Raw genomic sequence first — 19,202 nt, 5'->3', positions numbered from 1 at the left:
TTTTCTGTTGTGAATCAAACGTTATGTACACAACTGTTTGTTGAATAGACAACACCGTGTTTATATAATGATAAAGTGAAATGGCAAAAGACTCAAGTGAGGTTGAAGGATGAAAAGCATTGCTGAAAAAGTCATAAAACATAAGAGAGCTGTTGTGATTGCGTTTGTATTATTTACGCTCATCTCGACGGTAGCGCAATTTTTTGTGTCGGTCAATTATAATATGGTGGATTATCTGCCAGAGGATGCCCAGTCTACAAGGGCAATGGAAATCATGGAGAAGGAGTTCACTGCAGAGGTACCAGATACAAGGGTAATGGTAAAGGACATAAGCTTGCAGGAAGCCCTCAGCTTAAAAGAGAAATTGTCAGCCATTGACGGTGTTGGAGAGGTCATTTGGCTCGATGATGTGGTGGATTTGAAAACCCCTCTCGAAATGGCAGATAAAGAGACGGTAGAAAATTACTACAAAGATGGGAACGCCTTGTTCTCAATAAGTGTCCGCTCAGGTGATGAGGTTGGTATTACCGATGCTATTTACGAATTGATTGGTGAAGAAGGAGCGATTGCTGGAGAAGCCATCAATACTGCCTCTTCGCAAAAAATGGCTGGAACTGAATCTATGTATGCCGCCATTTTGCTCGTACCAATTATTATATTCATTCTAGTCGTCTCCACGACTTCATGGGTGGAACCGTTATTTTTCCTGACGGCGATCGGCGTTTCGGTCCTGATCAATCTCGGAACGAATATTTTTATCGGTGAAGTTTCCTTCGTCACCCAGTCAGTAGCCCCGATTCTGCAGCTGGCGGTTTCGCTTGATTATGCCGTATTCCTGCTGCACAGTTTCTCTGATTATCGAAAGAAAACGAATAAACCAGAAGAAGCAATGCAGCTTGCGATGAAAAAGTCATTCCCGGCGATTACCGCCAGTGCGGCAACAACCTTTTTCGGATTCATTGCATTGACATTCATGAAATTCGAAATCGGCTCAGACCTTGGCATCAACCTGGTAAAAGGTATCGTTTTGAGCTTCATTAGTGTCATGGTGTTTTTACCGGCTCTTACTTTACTCTTCTATAAATGGATGGACAAAACGCAGCATAAAAGCTTCGTACCGAGTTTTACGGGAATCGGCAGCTTTGTCGTCAAATTGAAAATCCCAAGCCTGCTGCTTGTTTTTGCCATTCTTGTTCCCAGCTTTTTGGCCCAAAGCAATACAGCATTTACGTATGGGCTTGGAGAACAACCGGAAACAACGCGAGCCGGCAGTGATTTTACAGAGATTAAGAAAGAGTTTGGGGAAACGACTCCGATTGTCCTATTGGTCCCGAAAGGAGATCGGGCAAAAGAAACGGAGCTTGTCGAGGAGCTTGAGAACCTTGATTACGTCACAAGCGTGATTGCCTATGTGAATATGGTTGGCTCGGTCATCCCTCCTGAGTATCTGGATGAATCACTTACTAACGAGTTTTATTCCGAAAATTACAGCCGGATTATCATTAATACAAATCAGGGCACTGAAGGGGATATTCCTTTTTCGATTGTCCAAAAGGTAGAATCTGCGGCGGCAGAATATTACGGTGATCAGGCAATGAGCTTGGGAGAGAGTGTAACACTGTATGATATCAAGAATGTCGTCAACAAGGATAATCTCGTCGTGAATGTGTTGACGGTCGTAACGATTGCGATTGTCCTGCTTGCAACCTTTAAATCGATTTCGATTCCGCTGGTACTACTGATTACGATTCAATCAGCGGTCTGGATCAATCTGTCGATTCCGTATTTTACAAGTTCATCGCTTGTATTTGTCGGATACTTAATCATCAGTACCGTACAGCTGGCAGCAACCGTGGACTATGCGATTTTGCTGACCGAAGCTTATCAGCACAACCGCCAGGAAATGTCCGCTAAAAAGGCAATCATAAAAACATTGGATGAAAAAACGTTCTCCATCTCGATATCTGCAGCGATATTATCGAGTGTCGGATTTATTCTATGGATGACGTCTTCCAACCCAATTGTTGGATCCATCGGCTTATTATTAGGCAGGGGTGCATTGCTTGCCTTTGTGATGGTTGTGTTCTTATTGCCGGCTATGCTGCTTGTATTCGATAAATTCATTAAAAAGACGACCTATAAAGCAAATTTTTACGAGGAGAAATGATGATGAGAACAAAAAGTATATTGTTTGCTGCGCTCGGATTGATGATCTTCTTGCCTTCATTTCTTAGTTATGGTGCTGCTGCAGAAGCTGAAGGGAAAATCACCTCTAAGGATGAAGTCGTATACGCTACATTAAAATCTAATGGAGAACTCGAGGACATATTTGTTGTCAATACTTTGGAGGTAGCGAAGGCAGGAGAAATAGTCGATTATGGGAATTACAGCAGCGTCAAGAACCTGACCGATCTATCCGAACTTGATCAGAACAGTCAGGCTGTCCAAATACATGCTCCGGAAGGAAAGTTTTATTATCAGGGAAATATGGAGGACAATACAGAATTGCCATGGGATATTGAGATTTCCTACTTGCTTGATGGACGTGAGGTTGATGCGTCTGAGCTTGCGGGAAAAGAAGGACATGTAGAAATTAAGTTCAATACTGCTGCCAATGAAAAGGCAGAAAGCGTTTATTTTGAGAACTACCTGCTGCAAATCTCCTTGCAACTCTCAAATAGCTATCAAAATATAGAAGCTGATGGCGGCATGGTTGCAAATGCCGGGAAAAACAAGCAGATTACTTTTACCGTCATGCCTGGGCAGGAGGAAGGTTTTAGTGTTGAAGCCGACGTGGAGGATTTTGAATTCAGCGGCATCGACATAGCAGCGGTTCCTTCCACTCTTCCGATCGATACTTCGGAAATGGAGAACATGACGGATGACATGTCGGCATTGTCAGATGCAATCAGTGAATTGAATAGTGGTGTGGCTGACTTGAAAAAAGGTGTGTCCCAATTGAACAATGGAGCAGCAAGCCTTCGTGATGGTTCTGGACAATATAAGAACGGTATCAGCCAGCTTTCCGGTTCCTCGGCTGAATTAACAGGGGCATCCCAATCTATTGGCGATGCATTGAAAAAAATAAGCGTATCATTATCCGGGGATTCGGCCCAGATGGATATGACGAGCCTCAGTGAACTGCCTGGCGGGTTGACACAGCTGGCAAATGGATTGAATCAGGCAGCAGATGGGCTGACCACCTTGCGTGATAATTACGCGATGGCATATGGAGCTTTGGATGGAGCGATCAAGAAGATCCCCGCTCATCAGCTTTCAAACGAAGAGATTGCTGAATTGAAAAGCAGCGGAGCGAATGATACTGTAGTCAATAAACTGTTGGAGACCTACGGTGCTGCTCAAGAAGTGAAAGTGACATATGCCAATGTACAGGAAGCATTTGCGGCTGTGGAGCCAACTTTGAATCAGGTCAGCGGTTCTGTAAAAGAAATGAGTGGGAATCTAACAGCAATCGCCAATGAACTATCCGCTTCCCTCGATAATATGGATATGGGTGCACTTGGCGAACTGCAGAAAGGTCTCACGTCATTGTCTTCCAATTACGGACAGTTCCATTCCGGATTGGTAAGCTATACAAAAGGAGTAAGTGAGTTAGCTTCTTCCTATTCGCAGCTGCATTCAGGACTTTCCGGATTGGCAGGCGGAACGAGCGACTTAAATAAAGGAGTCGGTGAACTCTACAACGGAACAAGTGAATTGCATCAGGAAACGAAGAATCTGCCTGAGCAAATGCAGCAGGAAATCAATGAGATGATCAAGGAGTACGACAAATCAGACTTTGAACCTGTTTCCTTTGTTTCAGCTAAAAACGAGAAAGTGACCTCCGTACAATTCGTGATCAAAACAGAAGCAATTGAAAAAGAAGAGCATGAGACAAAGAAAGCAAAGCCTGAGAAAAAGAAAGGCTTTTGGGATCTTCTATTAGAGCTATTTTAACGAGATAGGGACAGTTCAGGAGACCTAACGATGGGCTTCAGGACTGTCATTTTTATTTTTAAAAAAGGATTATCGTGAAACAATGGTTTTAAAGAGTGTAAAAGGGTAAAATTCGATAAGGAAGGCAAAATAAATATGTTAGCGTAAAAAGACAAAAGCTGCATGGATTGAGGAGGAATACAATGATCAGCGATAAGTTGGTAAATGGTTTGGTCGAACAAATGAATTATGAGTTTTATTCTGCACATGCGTACATGGCGATGGCTGCGTATTGCTCTGCGGAAAATCTAGATGGGTTTGCGAATTTCTTTTTGGTACAAGCTGAGGAAGAACGCTTCCATGCGATGAAATTTTACAATTTCATTAATGATATGGGTGAGCGCGTGACATTCGATGGATTCCACGCTCCATCAAACGACTTCGAGTCTGTTCTGGATGTTTTTGAAAAAGGACTTGGACATGAGAAGGAAGTGACGCGCCGCATCTATAATCTTGCGGATATCGCACTTGATGAGCGAGAACACGCAACGATGACATTCCTGAAATGGTTCATTGAAGAACAGGTTGAAGAAGAAGCCCTGTTTGACAGCCTGATCCAAAAACTGCGCCGCATTGACAAGGACAGCAACGCATTCTTCATGCTCGAAAACGAACTCTCACAGCGTTCATTCACTGCACCAGTGTGATAATAGAACTGTACAGCAGGATTCCCAGGGAGGAATCCTGTTTTTTATTTTTTTAAAAACAGGTTTTTTATAAGAAAATAACCGAGGGCATCATCTTTTTGGAATATATTAAAGTCGCCAGAGAGTGTATTCCTGGCAGCGGGGATTAAAATCCCGGTTGCAGCTAATATATCTCCAGTCGGAATAAATATATCTCCGATTAGAGCGAATATATCTCCAGTTGGGATGGATTTATTACCAGTTGCAGGAGTTTTATCTACAGTTGGGGTGAGTGATTCCTGGTTGGAAGTGCTTTAATACCCGTTAGAGGTGACAACTGCAAGTTTGCCAATTCCATCCAAATACCTTGAATAACTTTTTCCGCTAGCTTAATGGGGTATGAGTATTGTAAGAGAATCTTAAGACAAGGAGGATCTTATGAAAAAACTACTGATATCTTTAGCGGCGGCTGGGATTCTTGCCGGATGCAGTGCTGATGATAGTAACGTCGGCCAGGAGGGCCCGCCGGATACGGAAGTGAAGACAGAGGAGGATCCGGTGACAACGGATTACTTGCAGGAAAGGTTCTATGAAGGAATGGATTATGAGGCATATGCAGTTGAGGTCCAGTCATGGGTTGATAAAGGACAGGCGACAATTGCTGATACTGTCAAAATTGACGGACAAGAAAATGCGTCTGCCGATATTATCCAGGTGGCTGATGGATTCCTTGCGGTCGCGAATGACAGCACACAGATCACTCTGGTAAAACCCTTCGTCTCACCAGAGGAAGCGAAGGAATACTTGAATGAAAATTTATAAAAAGAAAGCCCGCTAACTATTCGTTTAGCGGGCTTTCGCTTGTGGTATACGACCATATAGGGGCATGGTGTGTGTTGGCAGATTAAAGGGCAGCTTGAGAGCGATTACATAGAAGTCCACATGTTCCCACATCCAGAACGGGAGGAATAACCGATGAATAAAGACGAGAAGAATCGATCTGTGAACGAGAATTCCAAGGATCAACAGCTTGAACAATTCAGGTCTGGACATGATGGGGAGGCGCTGACAACGAACCAGGGGCTGCGCGTAACAGATGATGAGCATTCCTTGAAAGCCGGAGTCCGTGGTCCTACCTTGATGGAGGATTTCCATTTTCGTGAAAAGATGACCCACTTTGATCATGAGCGAATTCCAGAGCGTGTTGTGCATGCTAGGGGTTTTGCGGCGCATGGTCATTTCCAGGTATACGAGCCAATGGCGGAATATACGAAAGCAGGATTCCTGCAGGACCCAGGCAAAAAGACGCCGGTCTTTGTACGTTTTTCAACGGTAGCGGGTTCCCGTGGTTCGGGTGATACTGTTCGTGATGTCCGCGGTTTTTCGACTAAATTTTATACAGAAGAGGGGAATTACGATCTGGTCGGTAACAACATCCCCGTTTTCTTCATCCAGGACGCGATCAAATTCCCTGATTTGATCCATGCAGTCAAGCCTGAGCCGCATAATGAAATCCCGCAGGCACAGTCAGCACACGATACATTCTGGGATTTTATTGCGAATAATACGGAGTCTGCCCACATGATCATGTGGCATATCTCAGACCGGGCTATTCCGCGCAGCTTCAGGATGATGGAAGGCTTTGGCGTGCACACATTCAGGTTTGTCAATGAACAGGGCAAGGCCCGATTTATAAAATTCCACTGGAAACCAGTACTTGGGGTACATTCGTTAGTTTGGGATGAGGCGCAAAAGCTTGCCGGGAAGGATCCGGATTTCCATCGCCGAGACCTTTTTGATGCGATTGAAATGGGGAACTTTCCTGAATATGAACTCGGCGTACAGATGATTGACGAGGAAGATGAATTCAAATTCGATTTCGATGTTTTGGACCCTACAAAAGTCTGGCCGGAGGAATTGGTACCAGTCAAAATCATTGGTAAAATGACGCTGAACCAGAATGTAACTAATTACTTTGCGGAGACAGAACAGGTAGCATTCCATCCTGGACACGTTGTGCCGGGAATCGATTTTTCAAATGATCCGCTCCTACAAGGGCGTTTGTTCTCTTATACCGATACCCAACTGTCACGTTTGGGCGGACCGAACTTTCATGAGATTCCAATCAACAGACCCGTATGCCCGTTCCATAATAACCAGCGAGATGGGATGCATCGGATGACGATTGACCGTGGGCAGGTTGCTTATCACCAGAACTCTATGCAAAATAATGATCCAAAACCTGCTTCTGCTAGCGAAGGCGGGTATGAGCACCATCAGGAAAAAGTCGAAGGCAGAAAGGTACAAGCACGCAGTGACAGCTTCAATGACCATTATTCCCAGGCTATCCTTTTCTGGAACAGCATGTCCGATGTGGAAAAGCAGCATATGATTCAGGCCTTCAGTTTTGAGCTTGGTAAAGTGAAGAGTAAGGATGTGCAGCAGCAGGTTGTTGAGATGCTTGGTAATATTGATATCTTCCTTGCTGAGCAAGTAGCCGAAAGCTTAGGCGCTAAAAAGCCGACAACTAAACCGGCAGAAGTGACCATGACTTCGCCAGCATTGAGCCAGATGAATACAGCGAAGCTGCCGAATACAAGAAAGGTCGCCATCCTTGCTGACAATGGCTTCAATGGAGCGGAAGTTTCCGGTTTGATGGACATGCTGAAAAAGAGCGGCATCACCGCTGAAATCGTCAGCAAGCAGCTAGGATTGATCAAGGGTGATGATGGAACTGAGCTTGAAGTACAGCATACCTTGCTGACCGGCAGCTCTGTCTTGTTTGACGCATTATATATTGCCGGCGGACAGCAAAGCGTGGAAAGCCTGAAGCAGAAAAAAGAAGCAGTCTACTTTGTCGACGAGGCATTCAGCCATTTGAAAGCAGTTGGTGCGGGAAAAGAAGCAGCAGAATTATTGGCTGCAGCAGGCATAACGCCAGAGGATGTGCCAGGTGTTGTTGTGTTTGAAAACAGCAAAGAAGTGACTGGCGACAGCCAGAAATTCATCAAGGCAATCGCCGAACACCGCCACTGGAATCGGATGGTTTAATTATAGAATGATAAAAAAAGAGAAACGGAGTGAATCTGTTTCTCTTTTTTACAAAGGAGGGAATGTAATGAAGGTAATTGTAATTGGGGCTCAGAGCAGCGTCGGGGAGTTTGTTGTCAGCAAGCTGATGGAAAATGGATATACATCCTGTGCAGTCGTCAGTGATGAGAATCAGATCGATCTGCTGAAAAAGAGAGGAGCTACAGAAGTAGTTCTATATGAAGAGAGCATCCTGCCGACTTTATTCCATGGATATAATGCCGCGATTTATTTAACTGGCATTAATCCAAAGGCCAAAACTGGCAGGACAGTAATGGTTGATCATCAATCAGTGATCGAGACAGTGAAGGAAGCAGAAAGACAGGGCGTCAAGCGTTTTGTGATGTTGAGCGCGGTTATGGCGAATGAAGAGGCAGGCGATGACAGCAGGAATATTGGCGCAAAAGAGATGCCCGATGAGTTACTGCGGCAATCAAATTTAACCTATACCATCGTGCAGCCAGGAGCATTCACAGACAAACCTGGTAATGGAAAAATATCTGCAAGTGAAACGCTGGATTCGAATGAGCTTGAAATTTCGCACGAGGACCTGGCGGAGGTGCTGGTCATGTTGCTCGAAAACGAGGCAGCTTTTAACAAGACTTTCGAAGTGGCAGAAGGAGATACAGTTATAACAAAAGCTTTATCTTCATTATAGGAAAGGAGGATTTTAATGGGATTGACGGATTATCTAGTGGTCGGCCTGTTTATCTTCATTGCTTTGATTATCATGGTGCCGGTCCTATTACTTATCTATTTATATATTAAAGATGATAACCAGCAGCAGCATTCAATTTTAAGGAATTTTCCCGTGCTTGGAAAGGTTCGTTATTTTACAGAGCATATCGGACCGGAGCTAAGACAATATTTGTTTAACGCTGACAATGAAGGGAAGCCTTTTTCACGCAAGGAATACCAGGATGTCGTCAAGGCGGGTAAATATAAGGAAAGATTAATAGGTTTTGGGTCATTAAAGGATTTTGAGGCTGAAGGCTTTTATATCAGAAATACACTTTTTCCTAAATTGACTGATGAAATGAAAGTCGATAACGCAGAAAAAATAAAAACAAGAGTATACAAAATTGATGGCGAGGGTCTTTTTACAAGGAAAGAGCATAACGAGGAAAAACTGGCAGATCCATATTATTTACAGGATGACGATGCCGTCGTGCTTGGCGAGCATACCTGCCGCTATCCTTTTCGTGTGAAAGGGCAGGTAGGCCAGTCGGCAATGAGCTATGGCGCACTTGGTGAAAAAGCTATTCAGGCGATGTCGAAAGGTCTGGGGCTGGCGGGTGGAGCGTGGATGAATTCAGGTGAAGGCGGGCTGTCTGAACATCATCTCGCTGGCAATCCGGATATCATGATGCAAATTGGACCGGATATGTTTGGTGTCCGTAAGCCAAACGGTGAATTCTCCTGGGAAGAGTTCAAGAAGAAGAGTGAGATGCCCCAGGTAAAAGCTTTTGAAATCAAGCTAGCTCAGGGGGCGAAAACGCGTGGAGGCCATGTTGAAGGTGAAAAGGTAACCGAAGAAATCGCTAAGATTCGTCTTGTTGAAGTCGGAAAGACAATTAACAGTCCGAACAGATTCTATGAGTTCAGCGATGTCCCTTCCTTGTTTGATTGGATTGAGGAGCTGCGATCAGTTGGTGGGAAGCCGGTTGGTATCAAGATTGTCGTCGGTGATATGGATGCCCTTGAAAACATGATTTATTATATGAAAGAAAGCGGGAAAGGCCCCGATTTCATAACAGTAGATGGAGGCGAAGGCGGTACGGGGGCAACCTACCAGGAGCTGGCGGACACGGTTGGTCTTCCAATTAATTCAGCGCTTCCGGTAGTGGATGAAATGCTTCGCCAGTACGGAATCAGAGATAGAGTGAAGCTGATTGCATCGGGAAAACTGATCACTCCTGATAAAATCGCCATCGCCCTGGCTATGGGGGCGGACCTTGTGAATATCGCCCGCGGCATGATGATCAGCGTCGGCTGCATCATGGCTCAGGTATGCCATTCGAATACATGCCCTGCTGGTGTAGCGACCACTGATAAAAAGCTTCAGGACGGGCTGGTCGTTGATGAGAAGATGTACCGGGCTGCCAACTATATCATTTCCTTGCGTGAAGGGCTGTACAATCTGGCAGCTGCAGCCGGTATCGACAGCCCCACGCAATTTGAACGGAAGCACATTGTCCATAAAGATGAACTCGGACGTGTATCACCGGTAGAAGATTTGATCATTGCTGCAAGAAGGACTCAGTTACAAAAGGAAAGAAAAATAAACTAGAATCACAGAAGCCAGTCCAATTGCGGGCTGGCTGTTTTACGGTTAAAATTTTCTAATCAGCAAAATTGTGGAATAATGAAGTATCATGCTAAAAATTAGGGGGTTACTCACTTGGCGGGTAAAACAGCTTTGATTGCCGGTGCGACTGGATTGATTGGAAAAGAACTTTTGCAGTTTTTATTAAATGCGAATGAATACGATAAAGTTGTTTCGATTGTGAGAAGACCTATTGGGATAGAGCATCCTAAGCTGGATGAAAGAATCGTTAATTTTGATCAACTGGAACAAGACAAAGAGGTTTTTTCTGTTGATGATGTTTTCTGCGCACTGGGGACAACGATCAAAAAGGCCGAAACGAAGGAAGCGATGTGGAAGGTAGATGTAGACTATCCTGTTGGAATTGCCAAATTGGCCAGTTCTAATGGAGCCAGGAAGTTTTTGCTTGTCAGCTCGATGAATGCGAATCCTGACTCCCCAATCTTTTACTCAAAAATGAAAGGGCAGCTTGAGGAAGAAATCAAGCAAATTCCATTTAAAACTACAGCAATCTTCCGCCCATCATTGTTATTGGGGGAGCGGGATGAGTTCAGAATGGGCGAAAGAGCAGCTGCAGCAATTTTTACAAAAATGCCTTTTCTCTTTTGGGGACCTTTTAAGAAATATAAAGCGATTGAAGGAAGAACAGTTGCTTCGGCCATGTATCATGCAGCCCAGAAGGATGCACCGGGACTTACCGTATATCTTTCTGAAAAAATCCAGGAAATGGGCCGATGATCAATCAGCGCTAATGAGGTAGAGATCATGTTAAACATACTAGTAATCATAGCTGTAATTGTCATTGCAACCTATGCGATCCTGAATTACTATCCGGCTTTTGGCGGCAAGCATACTGAAAAAAGAAAATCCATATACGCGAAGTCTCCGCAATATCGGAACGGAAAGTTTGCCAATCAGGTTGAAACTTCATGGGATACGAGCTTCAGTTCGATGATGTCGATGATGAAGGACTTTTTAAAAGGAAATCCTGAGAGAAGGCCGGAAGCACCACTTCCGATGGCAACATTCACACAGCCATTACAAAAAGATTCAGCAACGAAGGTCACCTGGTTTGGACACTCAGCCTTCCTGCTTGAGATAGAGGGGAAAGCCATTTTATTCGATCCGATGTTCGGAAAAGCGCCCACTCCGTTCCCGATAAGAAACCAGCGATACAGCAGGGAGCTGCCTTTTAAGATAGAAGAACTTCCCGTTGTAGATGCGGTTGTACTTTCACATGACCATTATGATCATCTGGATTATGGTTCGATCATGAAGTTAAAGGGCAAGGTGAAGAACTTTATTGCTCCACTTGGAGTAGGGGCGCATTTACAGCGATGGGGAATTTCCCCTGAAATGATCCAGGAGTATGACTGGTGGGATGAACTTTCATTCGATGGACTCCAACTCACTTGTACGCCGGCCCGCCATTTTTCTGGCCGTGGTATCACCGACCGGAATGCTACCCTTTGGTGCTCCTGGGTGATCATTGGCCAGCAGACAAAAATCTTTTTCAGCGGCGATGGAGGATATGGGCGGCACTTTAAAGAAATCGGAGAAAAATATGGCCCATTCGATTTAACCCTGATGGAATGCGGACAGTATGATGCACGCTGGGCAGCGCTTCATATGCTGCCTGAAGAAACAGTTCAGGCACATCAAGATGTAAAGGGGAAGCTGCTTGTTCCTGTACATTGGGGAGCGTTCACTTTGTCGCTTCATGCCTGGCATGATCCGGTTGAGAGGGCAGTCCGTGCAGCAGAAGAATCAGGAGTTGATATTGTCACGCCAAGAATTGGTGAGACTTTTACGGTTAGTCTTGATGATTATCCAAAGTCAGCCTGGTGGCGGATGAATGAAGTGCGAAATAAATAAGGGCCAACCAGGAAAGTCTTCGCATCCCTAACCGGCGCTTAGTTTTTATTAGGTTATTTCATGTCCCAAAGACAGAGTGATATCGACAAAGGTAAGGTCGCTTAGACATACTAAAAAAACGAGGCAAAACGATATGAAAATCGTTTTGCCTCGTTTATGTTTTTGTTAAGGAAATTATAAAATTATTTAGGTGTGGATAACTGCATGTAGTTTTCTTAATCCAGCTCCAGCGCCTAGCCCCTCGAGTCGCTTCAATCCGCCCATTGAAGTCAAAGAACGACTTCATTGGGCGGCTCTCCAGCGCTTGTCGGGGCTGAACGAGGCGCTTGCGCTTTTTGATCAGCTCAATACCTCTGGAACAGGGGAGATGGATTTCTTGCTTTTCTTTGCTTTTCTGCTGAACCAACTACGCTTTACAGCGCTTCTTGTGAAGATGCGGTATACAGCTGGGATCAGCAGCAAGGTGATCAGCGTCGCAAAGCTCAGTCCGGCAATGATCGCTGTTGCCATTGGCGCCTGGTAGTTTCCTGATCCTCCTGTAGCCATTGCTAATGGAAGCATGCCGCCAACAGTTGTCAATGTTGTCATCAGAATTGGCCGGATGCGGTTTTTGCCTGCTTCAACAAGTGCTTCCTGAACAGTGTAGCCTTCGTTGCGCAGCTGGTTTGTGCGATCAATCAGTAAAATTGCGTTATTCAAAACGATACCGATCAGCATGATAATGCCCATGCCTGACATGATGCTTAATTCCTGCTGTGTCAGGAATAATCCAAGTATGACGCCGACGATGGTCATCGGAATGACCGACATTACAATCAGCGGGTGGCCAAGGTGGTTAAACTGGACGGCCATGACCAGGTAGACAAGGAAGATGGAAATTGCCAGGATCAGTACCATATCCTGAACCATTTCCTGTTGCTGCTCAAGATCTCCTCCAGGTGCAATGCTGTAGCCTTCTGGTACATCATATTTGTCCATTAGCTTTTGGACTTCACGGTTGATGGTACCAAGGTCTTTGCCTTCAATATCTGCCGAAATCGAGATATATCGTTCGCCATCCTTATGCGAGATTTCGTTTGGATTTTCGACACTCTTCAATGAGATGAACTCAGATAGCTTTTTCTCACCTGAAGGAGTTGGGACTTTCAGGTCGAGCAAAGCGGTTTTGGTGTTCATCTCTTCATCCCACTTCACTTTTAACGGAACGTTTTCCTCATTGATTTTTAGTTCACCCACAGGCATCTGTAAAAAGGCCTGCTCGATGAATTGCTTGATCTGCGGCTGTGACAATCCTGCTTTTTCAATTTCAGACTCTTTCAGTTGGACGACTTGTTCAACAGAAGTCCTTTCAATCGAGTTTTCGACCGCGACAATTCCTTCAATTGACTTAAGCTCTTCTATAAATCCATCAGCGATTGTGTTGAGTTCATCAAAGCTTTCACCTGAGATATTTATTTGAACAGGGGAGCCACCTCCTCCAGACATAGCTGCTGCAGCGCTCTTCAAAGGAACCTTTTCCTCTAGACCTCTTAATGACTTAAGAATCTCTTCATTCACGTCTTTTTGTTCTCTTGTAATTTCATCACCTTTTGTCATATTGATGATGGTGTACAGCATGTTGCCATTATCCATTACATAGTTAGATTCAACATCTTTAACCTCGTCTAGTGCTTTGTTCATTTCAGTTACGATTTCCTGCTTCTCTTCCAGGCTGAGCCCCGGTTCGACGGTGACCATGAGCTCCGCATAACGGTTCATCATGTCAGGCATGATAGTCATTGGAATTTTTGTCACCAGCATAAGGGATCCGATGAGCATCAGGAAGAACAGGCCAATGACAGCAAAGCTGTGGCGCTTTTTCTTGATTGTCCAGGAAATCATTTTGCTGTATCCGCGTATAAGCCGGCCTTCCTTATTGTTCTTTTCTTTCTTTTTCAGCTTCAGGAACTTCTCGGATAGAGAAGGAATGAGAGTGAAAGAAACAATCACAGAACTAATGAGAGTGATTGCGACGACAACGGAAAGGATAATCATGAATGATCCCATCTCTCCGCCAAGCAAACCAATCGGCACAAACACGACAATTGTCGTGAGCATCGAAGCCAGAACCGCTGTGGCTACTTCCTGGGTTCCTTTAATGACAGCATCCAGACTCTTTAAACCTAGCTCTTTTTTACGGTAAATGGATTCAAGAATAACGATTGATGAATCGACCATCATCCCGATTCCGAGTCCGAGACCAATAAGGGTGAGCATATTGAAGCTGTAACCAAAAACCCACATTGAAGTGAAAGTGAGCAGTACCGATGTTGGAATAGATAATCCGACGATCAATGTAGCGCGGATATTTTTCAAGAACAGCATCAGGATGGCAACTGCAATAGCAGCTCCAATCAGGATATTGCTCGTCACTCCATCAATCGAGTCCTTGACATAGTCCGCCTGGGCGACCATTTCATTCAATTCGACGCCGCTGACCAAGCCTTCTTCGCGAATTTGTTTGATTTCTTCACGCACAGCTTCTGCCATCTCGATTTGAGTGGCATCGGCTACTCTGCCTACCTGGACAAAAATGAAGTCCTTCGAGCCATTTTTCCAGACGAATGAGGAACTTTCCAGTGGCTGTAATTTTACGTTTGCAATTTCGGATAATTTAATAAAACCGTTCGCCGACGGGATCTGAAGGTTTTTAACATTCTCAACAGATTCCAGCTGTGTATTCCATCTAAGGGAAGGAGAGTTTGTTTCATTGTTAAGCTGGCCAAGGGTTGCTTCATTGTTTGCCTGCTGGATTGCCCCAATCACCAGTGCTGCATCAAGCTCGTTTTTAACAAGTTCGTCACGCTTTAGTTCAACTGTCACTTCTTTTTCAACGCTGCCTGACAGCAAGACATCATGTACTTCAGGAAGAGCCTCCAGCCTCGGTTCAAGAGTATTCTTAGCGAAGGCTGTCATTTTCTCCATGTCAGATCCGGAGACATCCATGAAAAAGTCGTACGCCTGGCTAGTGCCGAATTGTCCGGTCATCACGTCTTTGACACCGCTCATATCGGAGGTCGTGAAATTCACCACTGACTCGACTTCTTTGAATACTTCCTCTCCACGGCCACGTTCAATCGTAAGCTGCATGGAACTTTTTCCGATGTTGCTGGTCGAAAGGACTTCTTCTACACCTTCAATGCCGAGGATCTTTTTTTCAAGCGGAGTAGTGATGGTTCTTTCCACTTCAATTGCCGGCATCTCCCCAGCATAGATTTCTACATAAGCACCATCCATCTTGATGGAAGGAAAGAGCTCCTTATCCAGCTTCAAAACTGAAAAGCTGCCAATCAATAAAACTAATACCACCATCAAACTGACTAAGATTTTTTTCTGAACAATAAATTTCAACAAATTCATAAAATCCTCCCCAATACTATCGTGAAATAAGAATGTAAAAAATTTCTATTTTATTCACCCAAAGACAGATTATACACATTTTTATAGGGAAAAATAACTATAATTTTGTAAATTTATAATTATTTTTATATAAAAATACCTATATTGGTAATGTATAGCTGGGTTTGAAAATAAGAATCTTCTATTTTCTTTAAGATATTTCCATTTTATCCCTCAAGATAGAAATCTATAATGATCCTGAGACAGATTTTTACATAGGTCTGAAGGCTGAGAAGGAATAGGCAGATAAACGGAGAATAATTAATTTTCATAGAAAAGGGCGAGGTGAGTGTAAATGTTCAGTCAGTCTTGTTATGAATGTAAGGTGGAGTGGGGAAGGCGTGGGGCGAGGGAAGCGGCAGAGCGGGGAGACATAGTCATCATTGTCGATGTACTAAGCTTTTCGTCTACAGTCGTCGCTGCTTTAACCGCGGGGGCTATAATCTTTCCCTATCCCCCTGAGCTCGATGGAAATAAATATGCGGCTAGCATTAGAGCAAAATATATTCTTGGAAGGGCAGAAGCAGCTAGAACGGGAAATCCCACCTTGTCACCGGTAACATTTAATGAGGAGCATCGCAATCAGCGTTACGTATTGTCTTCGCTTAATGGAGCTTATTGTTCGTGGATTGCTTCCAAGGTCCCTGCGCTCTTGATAGGATCATTGCTTAATGCTTCAGCTGTTGCAGTGCTGGCGGATAAGCTACAGCAGTATTCAGGGGCAGCCATCACAGTCGTGCCATGCGGGGAAATGTGGAATGACGCTCGTGAAAATGAAGATCGACTCAGGCCGTCGATTGAGGATTATTTAGGTGCTGGTGCTATTCTTGCAAAGCTGAGTGGTGGGAAATCTCCGGAAGCAGAGGTAAGCGCAGCTGCTTTTACTAGTTCAGAAAATCGATTAAAAGAATTGGTTTGGGATTCCGGCAGCGGACGTGAATTACGTGAACGAGGCTTTGAGGAAGATGTAAGGTATTGCAGTCAGCTAAATGCTTCCGGCATTGTGCCAATCATGAAGGATGGAAGATTTATAGAAGGAAATGAAATTTCTGTCAGGAGTGAGCCGTGCACTTTCTTAGTTGATCAAGATGATTGATGACAAATAGCCTTCTAGAATATGTTTCACTAGAAGGCTATTTTTATATGTGAATCTAAAAGGTCTTACTTCAACTTCTTGATATTAAAGTTATCGTCCAGCAGTGCCCAGTTTTGCGGGAATGGGTAGCCAAGCACCCAATAGCTGACTCCACGCAAGTTATATTGCTTGATCAGATCAAACTTTGCCTGGGCACTGCGGGCGTCTTCGAACCATACTTCGTGCTGGCGGCCCTGTTCATCGGTGTATCGGAAATATGGCGATGCGGCTACAGTATCATATTGAATCGCAGCGCCATATCTGATGGCCCGATTAACTGCTTCCTGCGGGCTGTATGTTTCTGCTTCCTTCCCCTGGACATGGGGGATGACCCAGTCTCTTGCATACAGCTGGAAGCCCATCAGGATTTTATTCCTTGGAATAGCGGTAATCGCGTAATCAAGCACTCTTCGGATCTCATTCAATGGTGAAACAGCCTGTGGCGATCCGAAACGGTAGCCCCATTCGTAGGTCATCAAAACAACAAAATCTGCGATCCTGCCGTGCGCAGGATAATCATGCGCTTCATATAATAATCCTTTTTGATCGGCCCTTATTTTTGGCGCAAGAGAGGTGGAAACAAAATAGCCTTCTTTATGAAGGGCATCAACAGCTTCCTGGAGAAATGTATTATAAAGCTCACGGTCAGCTGGCAGGACATTCTCGAAATCAATGTTCAAGCCACGGTAACCTTTTTCACGCATAACAGTAAGGATATTGTTGAGCAATGTGCTGCGATTTGCTTCACTAGCAAGAACTTCATGGGCGATATTCTCCCCAGCCTCAGTCGCTGTAAAGTTGGTGATCGACATCATTGGCAGTGCGCCTTTTGCAAGTCCAGTCTGGATGGCTTCGGTATCATCCTTCATGTAAAGAACAAGCGAACCGTCAGGCTGAATGACATATGCGAACGGAGCAATATAGGTCATTAGATCGGCTACTTCGCCAACCAGCTCAATTGCCTTTTCGTCAGAATGATAGGTGAATGCATTTGATTCAATCGATGGTTTCCGTTTTGGAATGATTAGAATAGCACCTGGATACAGCAGATTCGGATTTTGGATTTGATTGGCCTTGATGATCGCCTGTATGGTTACTCCATAACGCTGGGAAATGTGCCCTAGAGTTTCACCGGGCTGGATCGTGTGGCGGGCAGCTGGGATGCGGAGTACGGTCCCAGGGTAGATTAGGGCAGGGTTGGTTATAGCATTCGCCCGGATGATGGCATCTGCGGTCGTCCCGTAACGCTGGGCAATGGACCATAATGCTTCTCCGGATCGAACTGAATGGAAAGTATCATGAGATGGAATAAGCAAGGCCTGGCCAACGACCAGCTGGTTTGGGTTTTCAAGACCGTTAATATCAGTAATCTGTGGAATTGTCACCTTATAGCTGTTTGCGATTTGCCACAGTGATTCACCTCTTTGGACAACATGAATGATCATTATGAACCTCCCCGGGAAAAATCCTGCATTGATAAGATATATATGTTTATGCAAGGTCTTTTATTAAGGCTGTTTTTGCATCGAAAGATTTATTCCTTTCGGTTGTCAGGACTCTTGGCAGTTGTCTAAAATAGGAAGTTGTTAACGTAAGCGCCTTTATTAAAGATGGAAGAATTTCTGCTTATGAGATTAGATATAGGAGAACAAAATTTTTCGTAGATATATTTCTATTATTTCTTTTGTGGTAGAATCCAGTATATGGTAAGTTTCACATCTTTGGTATACAGGGGTTGGTTGCTATGGACTTAATAAGTGGGATTGCTGTTGGGGTTGGATTAACCATCTTGATATATCGATTAAGACTAAATAGGTTTCATGGTCCTGAATCCAATGAACAGGAACAGAGGATCGTCAGGCTAGTCGAAGACTCAAAGGATATCATTTACTATTATCAAGTGAAGCCGGAATTTAAATTTAAGTATATTAGTCCTGCTTTGGACCTTTATTTGGGTCCAGGGGTCGTAAAAGCGGCCATGGAAAATCCATACGACTGTTTTGAGCGTTCTCATCCGGATGATGTTGACCATTTACATAATAAAGTAACAGGAAATCTGGATTATTCAAAGCCTATCCTTCAGAGATGGCTGGGACCAGATGGCCGCTACCTCTGGTTTGAAGAACATGCAAGCCCGGTATACGAGGATGGACAACTAGCTGCTGTTCAGGGAATCATTCGAAATATTGATGAAAAAATCCAACTTCAGAAAGACTTGGAATATCGGATTTATCATGATGCCTTAACGGGAATCTATAACCGTCAATATTTCGAACAAAAAGCAGCATTGTTTAATACAAAAAAGAATAGTCCTATTGCCATCATTTTATGTGATTTAGATAATTTAAAAGTGATGAATGATTCATTTGGACATAAGCAAGGGGACAAAGTGTTAATTGAAACAGCGAAGCTATTATCATCTTTTGCATCGGAAACTATCTCGGTTTCAAGAATTGGCGGCGATGAATTTGCGATTCTCCTGGCTGATAAGACGGAGGAATCCGTGTCCGACCTTATCAATTTTATCGAGTCAGCCATTGCCCTTTTTAACAGGGAAGAACAAGCTTATAAAATTGAAATATCAATTGGATATGCATATTCCAATTGCTCGATTGGAAAAATGGATGAATTGTTATCCATAGCAGATGCAAATATGTATAGAGCTAAAAGGCGTAAAAAGAAATATACATACAGCTTATAAATCACGGCTATCTTA

Annotated in this window: 14 protein-coding genes; 11 read left to right on the top strand and 3 right to left on the bottom strand. The window is 44.1% G+C overall.

Annotation, left to right across the window (positions count from 1 at the left end):
* Positions 1-109 precede the first annotated feature (109 nt).
* The 9 genes from J7E32_RS12640 (at position 110) to J7E32_RS12600 (ending at position 11,913) form a co-directional block, all read left to right on the top strand.
* A complete protein-coding gene (locus J7E32_RS12640) occupies positions 110-2,167 on the top strand; it encodes an efflux RND transporter permease subunit (protein WP_214907812.1) in 2,058 nt (685 codons plus the stop codon).
* Positions 2,164-3,957: a YhgE/Pip domain-containing protein gene (locus J7E32_RS12635; RefSeq protein ID WP_214907810.1), complete on the top strand. Its 1,794-nt coding sequence runs from the start codon at positions 2,164-2,166 to the stop codon at positions 3,955-3,957. Before J7E32_RS12640 ends, J7E32_RS12635 begins: the two co-directional genes overlap by 4 nt.
* A 182-nt stretch (positions 3,958-4,139) precedes the next feature.
* Positions 4,140-4,643 carry a ferritin gene (locus tag J7E32_RS12630; protein WP_214907808.1) on the top strand — a complete coding sequence of 168 codons (504 nt, stop codon included), beginning with the start codon at positions 4,140-4,142 and terminating at the stop codon, positions 4,641-4,643.
* Positions 4,644-5,060: 417 nt separating this feature from the next.
* On the top strand, positions 5,061-5,444 hold the full coding sequence (locus J7E32_RS12625; RefSeq protein WP_214907806.1) for a hypothetical protein: 384 nt from the start codon (positions 5,061-5,063) through the stop codon (positions 5,442-5,444).
* 153 nt (positions 5,445-5,597) lie between these two features.
* Positions 5,598-7,673 (top strand): catalase, encoded by a 2,076-nt coding sequence (locus J7E32_RS12620; RefSeq protein WP_214907804.1) that lies wholly within the window; start codon positions 5,598-5,600, stop codon positions 7,671-7,673.
* A gap of 67 nt (positions 7,674-7,740) precedes the next feature.
* Entirely contained in the window at positions 7,741-8,370 is a 630-nt protein-coding gene (locus tag J7E32_RS12615) for an NAD(P)H-binding protein (protein ID WP_214907802.1), read from the top strand.
* A gap of 15 nt (positions 8,371-8,385) precedes the next feature.
* Complete coding sequence (locus J7E32_RS12610; RefSeq protein WP_214907800.1) at positions 8,386-10,002, top strand: FMN-binding glutamate synthase family protein; 1,617 nt, start codon at positions 8,386-8,388, stop codon at positions 10,000-10,002.
* Positions 10,003-10,113: 111 nt separating this feature from the next.
* Entirely contained in the window at positions 10,114-10,776 is a 663-nt protein-coding gene (locus J7E32_RS12605) for an oxidoreductase (protein ID WP_214907798.1), read from the top strand.
* 213 nt (positions 10,777-10,989) lie between these two features.
* On the top strand, positions 10,990-11,913 hold the full coding sequence (locus J7E32_RS12600) for an MBL fold metallo-hydrolase (protein ID WP_286183181.1): 924 nt from the start codon (positions 10,990-10,992) through the stop codon (positions 11,911-11,913).
* 154 nt (positions 11,914-12,067) lie between these two features.
* Here the strand turns inward: J7E32_RS12600 and J7E32_RS22910 are convergent, their stop codons facing one another.
* Together J7E32_RS22910 and J7E32_RS12595 are read right to left on the bottom strand one after the other, a co-directional pair.
* The gene (locus J7E32_RS22910) at positions 12,068-12,199 is read right to left on the bottom strand and encodes a hypothetical protein (RefSeq protein WP_286183135.1); all 132 of its coding nucleotides are present in this window, start codon (positions 12,197-12,199) and stop codon (positions 12,068-12,070) included.
* Positions 12,200-12,252: 53 nt separating this feature from the next.
* Positions 12,253-15,264 (bottom strand): efflux RND transporter permease subunit, encoded by a 3,012-nt coding sequence (locus J7E32_RS12595; protein WP_483297607.1) that lies wholly within the window; start codon positions 15,262-15,264, stop codon positions 12,253-12,255.
* A gap of 382 nt (positions 15,265-15,646) precedes the next feature.
* Between J7E32_RS12595 and J7E32_RS12590 the strand changes: the two genes are divergently transcribed.
* Positions 15,647-16,447, top strand: coding sequence for a 2-phosphosulfolactate phosphatase (locus tag J7E32_RS12590; RefSeq protein ID WP_214907791.1), 801 nt, complete (start codon positions 15,647-15,649; stop codon positions 16,445-16,447).
* Positions 16,448-16,512: 65 nt separating this feature from the next.
* Here the strand turns inward: J7E32_RS12590 and J7E32_RS12585 are convergent, their stop codons facing one another.
* Positions 16,513-17,931, bottom strand: coding sequence for a glycoside hydrolase family 18 protein (locus J7E32_RS12585; RefSeq protein ID WP_214907789.1), 1,419 nt, complete (start codon positions 17,929-17,931; stop codon positions 16,513-16,515).
* Positions 17,932-18,230: 299 nt separating this feature from the next.
* Here J7E32_RS12585 and J7E32_RS12580 point away from each other — a divergent pair, with 299 nt between their 5' ends.
* Positions 18,231-19,187, top strand: coding sequence for a sensor domain-containing diguanylate cyclase (locus J7E32_RS12580; protein ID WP_214907787.1), 957 nt, complete (start codon positions 18,231-18,233; stop codon positions 19,185-19,187).
* Positions 19,188-19,202: the final 15 nt, after the last annotated feature.

It is taken from the genome of Bacillus sp. ISL-55, from assembly GCF_018613155.1.
Lineage (GTDB): Bacteria > Bacillota > Bacilli > Bacillales > Cytobacillaceae > Mesobacillus.
This window is presented reverse-complemented; position numbering and strand designations above follow the sequence as displayed.